Origin of the sequence: Streptomyces sp. NBC_00523 (assembly GCF_036346615.1) — a bacterium.
In the GTDB taxonomy this organism is placed as follows: domain Bacteria; phylum Actinomycetota; class Actinomycetes; order Streptomycetales; family Streptomycetaceae; genus Streptomyces.
Genome location: NZ_CP107836.1, coordinates 4765185 through 4779623 on the forward strand (window position 1 = coordinate 4765185; position 14439 = coordinate 4779623).

Consider the following 14439-nt stretch of genomic DNA (forward strand, 5'->3'; position numbering starts at 1 on the left):
TACTCGTTTGACACAATCGGGGGCATGGCTGAGGCGACGTACAGCATCGGGGAAGGGCCAGCGACTCGGGTGAGCTTGTCGCTGCCGGAGGGGACCGCGGAGGCGATCCGGGCTCGGGTGGGCAAGCGGGAGTTCTCCGCGTTCATCGCCGAGGCGGTCGAGCGTGAGCTGCGCGGGCAGGTCCTGGACGAGTACCTGGCGGACTACGAGAGCCGCAAGGGGCCGGTCTCCGAGCCGGCTCGTCAGCGGGCGCGGCAGGTCTTCGACGAGGTGTTCGCCGAGGAGGCCGAGTGGCCCGCCGCAGGCTGAGTCACGAGGGGACGCTGGTCCTCGACAGTGAGGGACTCTCGAAGCTGCTCGCCGACGACGAGCAGGTGGTGGCTCTGATCGCTGAGGCACGCTCGCGCGGTATGGAGGTCGTGATCAGTGCGCTGACCATCATCGAAGCCGTCCACGCCCGTACGAACAAGTCCCGCCTGAACTGGGTGCTTTCCGGGCTTCGGGTCGTGCCGGTCGGTGACGAGGAGGCGAGAGCTGCCTCGAAGTTGCTGATGAGTGCCAGCTTGCACGGACACAAGTATGCGATCGATGCGGCCGTCGCCGAGGCCGCGCTGCGACAGCACCGCCCCGTGGTCATGCTGACTTCCGATATTGACGACATGGCCAAGCTGTGCGGCGAGCGGGTCCGGCTCGTGGCGGTGTGATTTCCCTTGGTCCGGCTCAGTAGGAGCGGGGTCCGCAGGGGCTCCAGTGACGGAGGAAGGGCTTGAGGCCGTCGGCGCTGGGTTTCGGCGGCGTGGGCAGTTTCGGCGCTGAGGCCGATTCGGTGAGGTTTTGGAGGTACGCGTCCGCGAACGCGAGCCACGCCTCGACCTCGGTCCGCTCCTGCCCGGGCGGCTACGCAGCCTCGCCGGGCATGGCGGACTGGGCCGACTCGCTTTCGATGCCGATGACTTCGACGGTCACGCCGCGCGCGGCGAGGGCCTTGGCGGTCTGGGCCAAGGTGATGGCGGAGAACGGGAAGAGGGAGTCCGGCGTGAGCTTGGCTCCGTCCTTCAGAAGGATCGCGAAGACGATGCGGCGCGGGGTGAAGTCCTCCGGGATGCTGCGGGCCGGATCGCTGTTGACGTGTACGGACCGGGCGAACTCCGCGCGTACGGCCGCGTTCTCGAAGAGGAGCTCAACAGAGACGCGCGCCTGGCTGAACAGGTGACTCAGCGGGCTGGAAGAGTGCGCGGGCTTCACGAGGACAAGAGTGTCGTCCTCGGTGAACAGGTCGCAGATCTCGACAGAGTTGCTTGCCCGAAAGGGGTTGTGGACATTCTTCTTGTCCAGGCAGACCCAGCCGCGACGGGCCTGGGCGGCCAGCTTGTTGTAGTCGCCTTCGTCTACGGGACGCATCACGCGCATACCCTTCTTGTTGAGCTTCTCGACGAGCGGCCAGCGGGGAAGATCGACGGAGGGCGCGTCGATGAACAGGGGAGCCACGGTCTCGTTGACGTTGCGCAGGTAGCCCGCCCCGAGCTCGTACCACTCACCGTCGAGCAGACAGAACGTGCGGGAGCTGAGGGAGAAGGTGGCCTCGATCCACTTCACGGCGGTTTCCTTGGACAGGGCTTCCAGGGAGGCAGCGCGCGGGGCGAGCGCGGTCCGTGCGGAGAGCGTGTCACGAAACAGCTCGACGGTGCCCTGCCGGAGCGCCGTGACGCGGGCGCCTGCCTTGATCACACGGGCCCGCTCCAGGACGTAGTCGAGACTGAACTCGTCCCGGAGGTGGGGCGGGCAGGACCCGATCTTGATGGTGCAGGCGGTGGACCGGGGCAGGTCGGTGCTCTGGGAGAAGGGGACGGCAGTGATGATCCGGCCGTCTGCGGGACGGCCGAGTGTGGCGTCCAGTTCCGCGTCGAGCGCGTCGATGAGGGAAAGGTCCTTGACCGCGGTGATGTGCTCGACGAAGGCCAGGTCGGGGTGGGGAACGTCGTGCTCGCAGATCCTGGCGATGGCGCGGATGTCCTTGATCAGTGTGGCGGGGGTGGTGCCGAGTTTGATACGGAGACCGATGCCGCCCTCCGCGGTCATGGCCCCATTCTTGGTGCCGCTCCCTGCGGTGAGGTCCACTTCGTCGAGGTAGCCGCCGAGGTGGCGGATGATCCGCCCGTGGTCCCGGAGTCCGAGTGCCGGTACGGAGGCGCCGGTGTGGATCAGGGAACTGTCGATGCGCGCCTGGCCGAGGACGCTGGCGGTGAAGTCCCGCACCTGACGCGGGTTGATGGCGCGGATACCGAACGACAGACCGAAGTGCGCGTCCTTGAGCCGGGCGGGGAGAAGCCGGTAGCCCTGGTCGAAGCCGATCGCGTACACCACGTCGTCGACGGCGAGCACGAGCAGTGCGCCGGTCCGCTGCTCGCTCTGCAGCAGGTCCGATTCGGCGGCGAGCCGGAGGACATCCTTGCCCCAGGCGGCTTCCTCCTTCGCTACGGCGAAGGACACCGCGAGGGCGGGAACTCCCATGTGATCGCTGACGTCGCGCACGACCGCGTCCAGGGTGTCGAGGGCGTCGACGTCGAGGGCTTCGAGCATCGACTCAGGGGTCGCCTTGACGTGGGTCAGGCGGTACAGGGTGCGCTTGGACGCGGTGCTGGACACGGAGGTCTCCTGGGGTGAGGTTGCGGTGCGGTTCGGTAACACGAGCGGGCTTACGGGACGGGTGGTGCCGAGGCGGACAGGGGTGAGCGCCCGGCAAGGGAGCAGAGGTGCGGCGATGAGGACGCCGGTGCGGTCGGACTCGTATGGGGCTGGCGTCGTCCCGGTGGGTGGTGCCGGGGTGATGGTGATGAAGGTGCCAGAAGACCGGAGGTGAAACTGCTCGAGAACCTGATAACCCTGGTTATCAACCTTTGGAGAAGCTTGAGGCTTGACGGGCTGTAGCGTGTGAGGTGCCCTGGGAGAAACGTTCTCGACCGAGAGCACGAGGCAGTCGTCACGAAAGGAGCGGAACCGCATGGCCGGCACACGTGAAGCAACCGCTCACATCCTGCCCGAGGAGATCTCCTGGCGGATCAGTTACGCCGAGATCGGGACCTTGGCCCAGGTCCAACGTCCCGTCGTCACCACCTGGGCCCGCCGGCACGCGGATTTCCCCGAGCCCGTCGCTTACGAGGGGGCCAGCCCGCTCTTCGACGGCCGCGAAGTCGCCGAATGGCTTCTGTCCACCGGCCGCGGCAATGCCGACGCCGGCCAGATCCGGGCGGAGCTGGTGCTGCACACCCTGTCCGCCTGGCGGCGCGCGATCCCCGCCCGCACGCTGGTCGATACGGTGACCGCACTGCTCTGCCTGCGTCAGCTCCTCGACGAACCGCTCGCCAACCTGCCCTGGCAGACGATCCTGGAACGTGCCGCCGAGACCGACTTCGACGACACCTTCCTCCACAAAGAACTGCGCGACCTGCCGGACGCCGAACGTCAGGGACCCCTGCTCGCCGTACTCGCCGACCACCTCACCGAGGCCGCCTACACTCCGGCCGACGCGCTCGAACGGGTCATGGACGCGCGCCGCCGCCTGGGCTGCAACGACCTCGCCGCCGACGAACCGATTCCGCTGGTGAGTCGGGCGATGGCCCGTCTGACCGGCCTCGCGCGACTGAACGAGCGCGAGGAAGGGGCCACGGCCGCCGTCCTGTATCCCCGGAGCGGCGATCTGCTGGTCGCCCTGCGCGATTCCGTGTCCGATGCCGAGGATTCACCCTTCTTCCTCTCCGCGGACCCGATGCCGGACCTGGCCCGGCTCGCCCGCCGCCGCCTGATGGCGCAGGGCGTCCAGGAATTCGAGATGGACCTTGCGGACGGCGAGGAACTGGCCACGGACGACTGGGGAAACCCGCACGTCATCGTCTGCTGCCTTCCTTACGAGGCGGCCGAGGCCCGCAGCCCGCTCGCCGTCCTGCAGAGCCTGCAAGACCTCACCGACCTCCTAGCCGAGGACCGCACAGCCGTCGTCCTGGGCCCTGCCGACGCGCTCGTCCGGCCCCTGCCCGTGCGCGGGGAGGCGGACCGTCTGCGCCGGGATTTCCTGGAACAGCACCTCCTTAAGGCAGCGATCAGCCTCCCCGAAGGCGTGCTTCCTTTCCGCCCGGCCCACCGCACCGCGATCTGGATCCTGCACCGCACCCCCGAAGACAAGCGCACTGGCCAGATCCTCCTCGCCGACCTCTCCTCACGCACGCTTACCGCGCAGGTCCTGGACGCGCTGGCCGAGGACATCGACATCTTCCGTGACGCCGGCTGGCGGTCGGACGGCCGTCACCAACCGCGCAACGCCGTCATCGTCCCGGCCACCACCCTGACCGGTGCACCGGGCACCGCGCTCACCCCGCAGCACCGCTCGCACGCCGACCGCTACACCCGCACCGTCGTCGAACGCCCGGCCCGCATCGCCGAAACCGAACTCCGGCTCCAGCAGCTGATCGACGCCACCCGCAGCGCACTCGACCACGTACCCACGATCCGCAGCAACGCCGTCCTGCGCCCCGACGACCGACCGGTCCGCCGCACCACCGTGGCCCGCCTGCTCAAGGACCGCCGCCTGCGCCGCCTGCCCGGCCACCGCATCGCCGACGAACACCTCACCACCGGCGGCGCAGGCCACTACACCGTCCTCACCCCGGCCGAGATCACCGGCAGCGCACCGGTCGACAGCCACCGCATCGACCGCGCCGTACTCCTCAACGCCTACGAGCACGCCTACTTCACCGAACCCGGCGACATCGTCGTCACCGCCACCCCGAGCTTCGGCGCGTACGTCGACGACGAGGGACTGTCGGTGGTCGCCTTCCCCGCCCGCGTCCTGCGCGCACGTTCCGACGCCGAGCATCCCGTACGGCCTCGCGTCCTGGCGGCGCTCCTGCGCTCGGCGGCCACCGAACACCGGCGGGTGAGCGGCGCGGTCCGCTCCGCCCGCCGCATAGAGGACCTCCTCATCCCCGACCTCCCCGGCGACGAGGTCGAGCGGTACGACGCGCTCCTGGCCGACATCGCCCGCCGTACGGCCCTGCTGCACCAGCACGCGGCGGCCCTCGACGACCTGACCTCCCTGACCGCCGCCGGCCTCGTCGACGGCACGCTGACCCTCGTCGAACCACTCTCGTCCGACCTCCGTCCGACTCCCGAAATCTCTTGAAGGAGACCCGAGCGCTCATGCCGCCCCGGAAGAAGAAGCCCGCCGACCAGGCGGAACTGTTCACCGCCTCCACGCCCAAGGAGATCCAGGCCATCCTCTGGAAGGCCGCCGACAAGCTGCGTGGCTCCATGGACGCCAACCAGTACAAGGAGTTCGTCCTCGGCCTGATCTTCCTCAAGTACGTCTCCGACGCCTTCGAAGAGCGCCGCGAACAGCTCGCCAAGGAACTCGCGGAAGAGGGCATCGCCGAGGACCGTATGGAGGAGTTCCTGGAGGACCAGGACGAGTACACCGGGCACCACGTCTTCTGGGTACCCGAGTCCGCCCGCTGGTCCTCGATCTCCGTCAACGCCAAGACCGGCAACGTCGGCGAGGTCCTCGACCAGGCGATGGACGCCATTATGAAGGCCAACCCTTCGCTGACCGGCGTCCTCCCCAAGATCTTCAACAAGGACAACGTCGACAAGAAGCGCCTGGCCGAACTCGTCGACCTCATCACCGACGCCCGCTTCGGCGGCAGCGACGACAAGCCCGCTCAGGACGTCCTCGGCGAGGTCTACGAGTACTTCCTCGGCAACTTCGCCCGCGCGGAAGGCAAGCGGGGCGGCGAGTTCTACACCCCGAGCAGCGTCGTCCGCCTCCTGGTGGAGGTCCTGGAACCGTACGAGGGCCGTGTGTACGATCCGGCCTGCGGCTCTGGCGGCATGTTCGTCCAGGCAGCCAAGTTCATCGAGGCCCACCGCGGCCGCGGCCACAAGTCCGACATCTCCGTCTACGGCCAGGAACTCAACGAACGCACCTGGCGCCTGGCCAAGATGAACCTCGCCATCCACGGCATCGACGGGAACCTCGCCGCCCGCTGGGGCGACACCTTCGCCGACGACAGGCACCCGGACCTCAAGGCCGACTACGTCATGGCCAACCCGCCCTTCAACATCAAGGACTGGGCGCGCAACGAGTCGGACCCGCGATGGAAGTACGGCGTCCCGCCGAGGGGTAACGCCAACTACGCCTGGCTCCAGCACATGATCAGCAAGCTGGGCGAGCGGGGAACGGCGGGTGTCGTCCTCGCCAACGGCTCGATGAGCAGCCAGCAGAGCGGCGAGGGCGAGATCCGGCAGGCGTTGGTGGACGGCGACATGGTGGCGTGCATGGTCGCGCTGCCGGCACAGCTATTCCGGACGACGGCGATTCCGGCCTGTCTGTGGTTCCTGGCGAAGGACAAGTCGCCGGGGGGCGTGAAGGGGCAGAAGGCCGCTGCTGCGGACCGCCGGGGCGAGATCCTGTTCATCGACGCCCGGGACATGGGCGAGATGGTCGACCGTACTGAGCGCGTCCTGACGGAGGACAACCTCAAGAAGATCGCGGGGACGTACCACGCGTGGCGCGGGACGACGAGCATGAAGGACGCGGGGGAGACGTACGCGGACGTGCCGGGGTTCTGCGCGAGCGCGGACCTGAAGACGGTCCAGGAGCATGGGTACGTGCTGACGCCGGGGCGGTATGTCGGGGCGGTTGCAGCGGAGGAAGAGGACGCCGAGGCGGCCGCGGAGAAGATCACGCGATTGACGGATGAGCTCTATGAGCTCTTCGATAAGGCCGATGCCCTAGCGAAGACGGTGCGCGAGCAGATGGGGAGGCTTCATGCCTGACATCATCTTGGGCGAAGCTCTGGACCTGCTGGTAGACAACCGCGGGAAGAATCCGCCGTTTGAATCATCCGGAGTTCCGGTCATTTCAGCTAAGGCCATCAAGCGTGGAACGATCGCCCTCAGTGAAGCCCGTTATATCTCGACCGAAACCTATTCGCGATGGATGCCACAACCACTTCGCAGGAACGATGTGATCCTCACATCTGAAGCGCCACTCGGGGAATGCGCCCTCGTTTCGGACGATAAGCCGCTTGCGATCGCGCAGCGGTTGTACGCCCTCCGAGGTCGGTCGGGGGTTCTGGATAGCCGCTTCTTGTTCTATGCGTTCCAGTCGCAAGCGGTGCAGAATGAACTTCATAATCGCTCCAGCGGAACTACTGTTACCGGAATTAGGCAACCAGAATTGCTGAAAGTCAGGATTCCAGCCCCTGAATACGGCCAGCAAAAGTCTATCGCAGCCGTACTCGGGGCGTTGGACGACAAGATCGCCGTCAATGAGCGCATCGCGGCCACGGCGGATGAGCTTATGCGGGCGCATTATGTGAAGCTGGCGGAGGCCTCTGAGGCAATGATCCAGGTTGGCGAACTAGGGGATCTGGTGCGCCGCACGGTTCCTGTGACGTCACTGGCAGCAGGCGGGAATTACATCGGCCTGGAGCACATGCCTCGTCGGAACATGTGGCTGTCGACTTGGGGATCAAGCGGAGAGCTGGCAAGTGCTAAATCCGCTTTCCAAGTTAACCACATCCTTTTCGGGAAGCTCAGGCCGTACTTCCATAAGGTTGGCCTTGCGTTGACATCGGGTGTCTGCTCCACGGACATTCTCGTTGTCCGGGCCAAGGCCCCGGAGTTTCTCGGATGGCTGCTCCTGTCGCTGTCCAGCGACGAGGTTGTTAGCCACGCCTCTTCGGTAGGTGACGGAACTCGGATGCCCCGAATCAAATGGAAGGACCTGGGATCCTTCGATGTGGCCTGGCCGGGAAAGGAACATGCCTCACAGCTTACTGATCTGGTTGTTCCTCTAGCAGAGAGGATTCAGACGGCAGTTTTCGAGTCCCGCACCCTCGCCACCCTCCGCGACATGCTCCTCCCCCAACTCATGTCCGGCCGCCTCCGCGTCAAAGACGCCGAGAAGATTGTCGAGGAAAACGTATGATCACGCACGGGAACGACAACGGCAGCAGCGACACCCCCACTCCCGGCACTCCGACCCCCGACAACTTCCGCCCCCTCGAAATCGATTGGGAGTCCCTCGCCCTCGAAGAGCTCCTGGAGCTCGACTGGCCTAAGGCCGAGGGAAATGAGCTCGCCCCCGGCTCCGGTCACCGCCGTTCCTGGGACGACCTGATCCTCTACTCCGATCTCCGCGAGGCGATCGAGCGGCTCAACCCCGCCCTCCCCTCGGAGGCTGTCCGCGAGGCCCTGGCGACCGCCGCGACCCCGGCCTCCCAGGACACGTACGAGGAGAACCGGACTGCGCACGGCTACCTGACCGACGGCGTCCACTCCGTCACGTATACCGACGCGCTCGGCGCCGAGCACACCCCGACCGTCCGGATTGTCGACCTGGAGCACGTGGACGCGAACACGTACCGCGCCGTCCGCCAGGTGACCGTGATCAACGGTGAGCGCAACCGCCGCTTCGACCTCGTCCTGTACGTCAACGGTCTCCCGCTCGCCGTCATCGAGCTCAAGCGGGCCGGCGACGCGAACGCCACCCTCGCCGCCGCGCACACCCAGATCCGGCACTACGTCGAGGAGTTCCCGACCGCCTTCCGCTACAACGCGGTCGTGCTGCTCTCCGACGGGATCACTGCGAAGTACGGCACCCCCTTCACCCCGTACGAGCACTTCGCCCCGTGGAACACTGACGAGTTCGGCGCCCGCGTGGACACCGTGGACGCTGCCGCCGTCCACGCCGACGCCGATGCCGACGTCCCGACCGGCCAGGACCTGGCCCTGCACGGCCTGTTCACCCAGCCCCGCTTCCTCGCCCTCGTCCGGTCCTTCATCAACTTCGTGCCGGCCAAGCGCATGAAGCGGATCGCGAAGCCGCACCAGTACTTCGCGGTTACCCGTGCCGCCGACGCCGTACGCCGTGCTGCCGCGACCGACGGCAAGGCCGGCGTGGTCTGGCACACCCAGGGCTCGGGCAAGTCCGAGGAGATGGTGCTGACCACCAACCTCGTCATGCGCGACCCCGCCCTGCACAACCCCACCGTGGTGGTCGTCACCGACCGCACCGACCTCGACGATCAGCTCTTCGACACGTTCAAGGAGAGCGAGGTCCTCCCGGAACAGCCCCACCAGTTCCTCAACCGCGCCGCACTCCGCGAAGAGCTCGCCGCCAAGCGCACCGGCGGCATCCTCTTCACCACCCTGCAGAAGTTCGGCCGTACCAAGCAGGAGAAGGAGTCCGGGACCGACCACCCGCTCCTCTCCGAGCGGCGCAACATCGTCGTCGTGGTCGACGAGGCCCACCGCAGCCACTACGACCACCTCGACGGCTACGCCCGCCACCTGCGCGATGCCCTCCCGCACGCCACGCTGCTCGCCTTCACCGGCACGCCGATCTCCGAGGCCGACCGCAACACCCGTGAGGTCTTCGGCGACTACATCGACACCTACGACCTCAAACGGGCCGCCGACGACGGCGCGACCGTGAAGGTCTACCACGAGAGCCGCGTCGTCCAGCTTGTCCTCGACCGCGACGTCGACCCCACCGCCATCGACACCGAGGCCGACCGCATCACCGACGGCCTGGACGACACCGAGCGCACCCGCGTCGAGCAGGCCGTCGCCACCATGAACGCCATGTACGGCGCCCCCGCCCGGATACGCGACCTGACCCAGGACCTGGTCGAACACTGGGAAACCCGCCGTGCGGCCATGCTGCCCTTCGTCGCGGACGCCGATGACGCACCCGGCGGCGCCCCCGGCAAGGCGATGCTCGTCTGCGCCACCCGCGAGATCTGTGTCCGCGTCTATGACGCCCTGCGCGAACTGCGCCCGGACTGGCACACGGACGACCCCACCACCGGCGCCATGAAGATCGTTTATTCCTCGGACTCCCGTAAGGACTCCAAGGAACTGCGCGCCCACGCCCTGCGCGACTCACAGCGCAAGGCCGTCATCAACCGCGCCAAGGACCCCGAGGACGAACTCCAGCTCCTCATCGTCAACAACATGCTCCTGACCGGCTTCGACGCGCCGTCCATCCACACCATGTACCTGGACCGGCCGCTGCGCGGCGCCGGCCTGATGCAGGCCCTCGCCCGCGTCAACCGCCGCTTCCGCAAGAAGGAGGAGGGCCTCCTCGTCGGCTACGCCCCCCTCACCGAGAACCTCCAGAAGGCCATCGCCGAGTACTCCGCCGACGACCAGGCCGACCGGACCCTCGGCCAGGACATCGACCGCGCCCTGGACGAACTCCGCAACGAGTACGACATCCTCGACCAGATGCTCCTCGGCTGGAACTGGCGCGAACGCCTCTCCCGCCCCGACCCGAAAGCCTTCGTCAAGGCGGCCTACACCACGGCCGAGTACCTCCGCAGCCCCGCCACCCCGGGCAACAACCCCGACCAGCTCGACGACCCGAACCAGACCCTCAGCCGCCGCTTCCGCGAACACGGCTACCGCCTGGAACGCTTCTTCGCCCTCGCCGGCTCCTCCGCCGACATCTCCTCCCGGTTCACCGACCAGCCGTACTGGAAGCGCGACATCCAGTTCCTCGTCGAGGTCCGTACGTACATGGCGAAGCTCGACGCCATGGATCGCGAGGCCCAGGGCCTGCCCGTCGCCCGCGATGTCGCCCTCTACCTCTCCCAGCTCACCTCCGCCGTCGTAGAGACCGGCGGCGTCACCGACCTCTTCTCCGAGGCCGGACTGGACAAGGCCGACCTCACCCACCTCAACGACGCCCTCGTCGGCCGCCTGCAGAACAGCGAAACCCCGCACCTGGCCGCCGAAGCCCTGCGCCGCCTCGTCGAGCAGAAGATGCGAGAGCAGACCCGGCACAACATCGTCCGCCAGACCGCGTTCTCGGAACGCCTCCAGGATCTGATGGCCCGCTACATGCGGCAGCAGCTCACCAGCGCCGAGATCATCGCCCAGCTGGTGGAACTGGCCAGGACAGTCGCCGAGGACGCCCGGCGTGGCGAGAAGTTCACCCCGCCGCTGGGTGATGACGAACTCGCCTTCTACGACGCGGTCGCCGACCTTGGCAGCGCTCGCGACCTCATGGGCGACGAGATTCTCTCCGGTATCGCCCGGGATCTCGTCGTCCAGGTCCGCAAGAACCTCAAGAAGGACTGGATCGCCCGCGAACCGGTCCGGGCCAGGCTCCGCGCCACGATCAGGCGCCTCCTGGCTCGCCACGGCTACCCGCCGGAGCAGTCCAAGGAAGCGATCGACCTGGTGATCCGTCAGATGGAACACTTTGCCGACAAATGGTCCCAGGACGGCTCGGCCGCCGACGCATAGCCCTCGCTCATCTCGCTTCTGGCCCCGGCAAGCGTCTGTTTGCCGGGGCGGTCGTATGCCCGATCGGATGTCCTTCGCGGGGTCGGCAGGGGCTGCGCCCGACCGCCTAACGGCAAAAGCAAATTCCCGTGCTGCGAGACGTGAGGTGCGTCAGGCCACTACTTTCAAGTCCGCGGAACGAACCGCAGAACTGTTAACTGCTGGTGGAACCGAGGGAGTTGTGGCATGTCGCAGCGAGCGCTGCTGTTGGTGGTGGTCGTCCTGGCGTCCGTGGTGGTGGGGCTCGTGGCCGGCATCCTCGATTTCGTTGGCGCGGGAGAGGTCGTCACGGCCATCCAGAACGGTGGTGCCGCCTGCGGAGCCACTGTTCTCATCGGGCTGGCGGTCGTCTCCTGGCTGAGGTCGTCGTGACCCAGGAGGAGTGGGCGAACGAAGAGGGGCGGCTGAAGTACCGGCGAGTGCTGCGGGCCGTCGAGAAGCTACGCAGCGTCGCCGATGCCGCGACGACGTACCGGCTTGCCTTTCAAGTGGTCTACCTTTACTGCTGGTCCCGCCATGGATCACTGGCGGAGGTGGACCGGTTGTGGGGGCCGGGTTCGGAGTCAGCGGGGGCCAGGCTCGGCGCAGTGTGGCCGCGTACGCCCGTTGCTCGCGCCCACAGTCTTCCTGCGTATCGCGACGAAGGTGTGAGCCGTCCCTTCGAGCTCATCGACCCGGCCCTCCGTGAGCTGATCGCGGAGGTGCGACAGCTGGATCCGGACCCGAGGCTCCTTGACGTGCTCCTCGACACGTACTCGACACGCTATGCGCGTGGCGATGACTACTTCACGTCAAACGACCTGGCGTACCTCTTCGCGGGGCTGGCCGCTCCCCGAGGAGGCGAGATTGTTCGGGACCCGGTGTGTGGCAGCGGGCGACTGCTGCGCGCCGCCGCACACCGGGCTCGGGCACAGGGGGGTGAAGTGCGCTTGTCCGGTGCGGATATCAACCGGACGGCGCGTTACGCCGCAGCCGTCAACCTCGCCCTGCACGGATTCCATGCCGACCTCGGCAAGGAAGGAGCTGACACCCTCAGGGCCGGCACTTCACCGATACCGGCCGACGTGATCGTCGCCAACCCTCCCGTGAACCAGCGGGACTGGGGGCACGGTGAACTGAAGGACGACTGGCGGTGGACCCTGGGGGTGCCACGTCCAGGTAACGCGAACTTCGCCTGGGTCCAGCACATCCTTGCCGATCTCACGCCACAAGGACGGGCCGTCGTTCTGCTGTCTTCCGGCGCGGCGCACAGCAGCAACAGCACCGACGGACTGATCCGCCGTGGGCTGATGGAGAACGGTCTGGTCGTGGGAGTCGTGGCCTTGCCGACGTGGCTCTTTCCGCACGCCAGCGCGAGCACGGCGCTGTGGCTGCTGGCCAAAGGGGAGCGGCCGCACTCCGATCAGGTCTTGTTCGCGGATGCAGGGAAACTGCCAGCAGCGAAGGAGGGGCAGCGGCGCCACTTCGCAAAGGACTCGGTCGAACGCCTGCTGCAGATCTTCGGTGAATGGCAGGGACTTCGACGCCGCGAGGGCGAGGGGGGCCCTGAATCCGTCCCATGGTGCCGTGCGGCGAGGTACGAGGAAATCGCTGAGGCGGGCTTCGATCTGACTCCCGCACGCTACGTACGGAACGGGGGCACCGCGCAGTTGCATTCAAGTGACGGAGACCGGAACCGGAAGGCCGAGCTGTATGAGTGCATGGATCGTAGCGCCGCAGCCAGGAACCGAGTCCGTGATGCCCTGGAGAGCAGGCATGACTACAGAATCGGATGATGTCCCCACTCCGTGGCCCGTCGTTGAGTTGCGTGAGTTCCCTGGAGTCGAGTACGCCGCCTACGGAATTGCGCGACAGCAGAAGGCATCCGGCGGAATCCCGATGATCCGCGCCACAGAGATCGTCGAGGGAGGTGTGTACGTCCAGGAGTTCACATTTGTGCCTCCCGATGTGGCCAGACGTCACCCACGCAGCACGCTGAGGTCTGGGGACCTCCTTGTCGTGCTCGTGGGGCGTGTGGGGGAGGCAGCAGTTGCAGGGGAGGAGCACGCAGGTTGGAATGTCGGCAGGTCGCTCGCGGTCGTCCGCTGGACACCAGAGGGCCGCGCCCAACAATGGGATCTGTGGCTTCGATGGTGGCTGAAGACCTCGCAGAGCCAGAGCTATCTCACGCTGTCCTCGTCGAACGCCGAGCACATGACCTTGCCTCTGCAGGCCCTCAACCGACTTCCCGTGCCAGTGCCTCCAGCGCCGGTGCGGGAGAGGCTGTTTTCGCTGATCTCGCTTGCTGAGCGCAAGAACGCGTTGAACACCCGGATTGTGTCTTGCGCGACGGAACTAGCGGATGCGCATTTCATGGAGGCACTGCAGACGTGCGGGCAAGGTCCCGCTACCGAGCGTGCAGTGGGCGAAGTGTGTCAGGTTACGGCTGGTGCGGCACAGTCTCTGCCGGACAGCGAGCAGTCAGGTATGCCGTGGGTGTCTCCCCGCGAAGTACTGAACTGCAAGACAGTACATCTGGGTGCAGTGACTTCATGCACCGTGGCGCAAGCGGAGGTTGTATGCCCGTCCGGCAGCCTCTTGATCGCGCCCCGTCCCGGGGAGGTGCGGACCGTGCTCACTACTACCCCGGTAGTGCCAGGTCGGCGGACGCTCGCGATTTACACGGAGTCCGAGGTCGATCGGATGTGGTTGCTGCACTCGCTGCGTTACCGGAGGCGGGAGTTGACGGTCGTTACGCAGGGTGAGCAGGCCCGCGCGATGAGGCGCAAGGACTTTTCCCGTTACAAGATCCCCTGGCCGACCGATGCGGTGAGGCGGGACTTCGCCAGGCGTGCTGCTGCCCTGCACGACCTCGCCTACGCTTCCGCCAGGGAGCGCCACGTGATGGAGGAGCTGGTGGTGCACGAGCTGGAGAAGGGGGGCCTGGCGCGTCCCACTTCGGCCAGCTGAATGCCGAGCTGATCCACGTTGCCCCTCTCTGGAGCACGGAATCCAACGCTCTGAACGAACGGCGCAGTACCGCGCGCACCGTTTTTCCGCTAGCGGTCCGAGAGAGCCCTGACCTATACGGGATCTGTGGACGCTCGCGCC

The 14439-nt window shown here is 66.8% G+C and carries 10 protein-coding genes; 9 read left to right on the top strand and 1 reads right to left on the bottom strand.

The genetic code is table 11. The features are described from left to right. The first annotated feature begins 24 nt into the window (after positions 1 to 24). Together OHS17_RS21845 and OHS17_RS21850 are read left to right on the top strand one after the other, a co-directional pair. The gene (locus OHS17_RS21845) at positions 25 to 309 is read left to right on the top strand and encodes a hypothetical protein (RefSeq protein WP_028438980.1); all 285 of its coding nucleotides are present in this window, start codon (positions 25 to 27) and stop codon (positions 307 to 309) included. Next, entirely contained in the window at positions 291 to 704 is a 414-nt protein-coding gene (locus tag OHS17_RS21850; RefSeq protein WP_330313533.1) for a DNA-binding protein, read from the top strand. Before OHS17_RS21845 ends, OHS17_RS21850 begins: the two co-directional genes overlap by 19 nt. Positions 705 to 897: 193 nt before the next feature. On the opposite strand, the gene OHS17_RS21855 is transcribed toward OHS17_RS21850, so the two are convergent. Further along, on the bottom strand, positions 898 to 2646 hold the full coding sequence (locus OHS17_RS21855) for a DUF6119 family protein (protein WP_330313534.1): 1749 nt from the start codon (positions 2644 to 2646) through the stop codon (positions 898 to 900). A 355-nt stretch (positions 2647 to 3001) separates the two neighbouring features. Between OHS17_RS21855 and OHS17_RS21860 the strand changes: the two genes are divergently transcribed. The 7 genes from OHS17_RS21860 to OHS17_RS21890 all read left to right on the top strand — a co-directional run bounded on the left by OHS17_RS21860 (position 3002) and on the right by OHS17_RS21890 (position 14298). Beyond that, on the top strand, positions 3002 to 5176 hold the full coding sequence (locus OHS17_RS21860) for a hypothetical protein (RefSeq protein WP_330313535.1): 2175 nt from the start codon (positions 3002 to 3004) through the stop codon (positions 5174 to 5176). 17 nt (positions 5177 to 5193) lie between these two features. Then, positions 5194 to 6828 carry a class I SAM-dependent DNA methyltransferase gene (locus OHS17_RS21865; protein WP_330313536.1) on the top strand — a complete coding sequence of 545 codons (1635 nt, stop codon included), beginning with the start codon at positions 5194 to 5196 and terminating at the stop codon, positions 6826 to 6828. Beyond that, positions 6821 to 7984: a restriction endonuclease subunit S gene (locus tag OHS17_RS21870; protein WP_330313537.1), complete on the top strand. Its 1164-nt coding sequence runs from the start codon at positions 6821 to 6823 to the stop codon at positions 7982 to 7984. Before OHS17_RS21865 ends, OHS17_RS21870 begins: the two co-directional genes overlap by 8 nt. Continuing rightward, positions 7981 to 11310, top strand: coding sequence for a type I restriction endonuclease subunit R (locus OHS17_RS21875; RefSeq protein WP_330313538.1), 3330 nt, complete (start codon positions 7981 to 7983; stop codon positions 11308 to 11310). The genes OHS17_RS21870 and OHS17_RS21875 overlap by 4 nt, the downstream gene beginning before the upstream one ends. Before the next feature lie 225 nt (positions 11311 to 11535). Continuing rightward, on the top strand, positions 11536 to 11721 hold the full coding sequence (locus OHS17_RS21880; protein WP_114038962.1) for a hypothetical protein: 186 nt from the start codon (positions 11536 to 11538) through the stop codon (positions 11719 to 11721). Beyond that, positions 11718 to 13124: an N-6 DNA methylase gene (locus OHS17_RS21885; RefSeq protein WP_330313539.1), complete on the top strand. Its 1407-nt coding sequence runs from the start codon at positions 11718 to 11720 to the stop codon at positions 13122 to 13124. Before OHS17_RS21880 ends, OHS17_RS21885 begins: the two co-directional genes overlap by 4 nt. Further along, positions 13105 to 14298, top strand: a complete 1194-nt coding sequence (locus OHS17_RS21890; RefSeq protein ID WP_330313540.1) for a hypothetical protein — start codon at positions 13105 to 13107, stop codon at positions 14296 to 14298. The genes OHS17_RS21885 and OHS17_RS21890 overlap by 20 nt, the downstream gene beginning before the upstream one ends. Positions 14299 to 14439 lie beyond the last annotated feature (141 nt).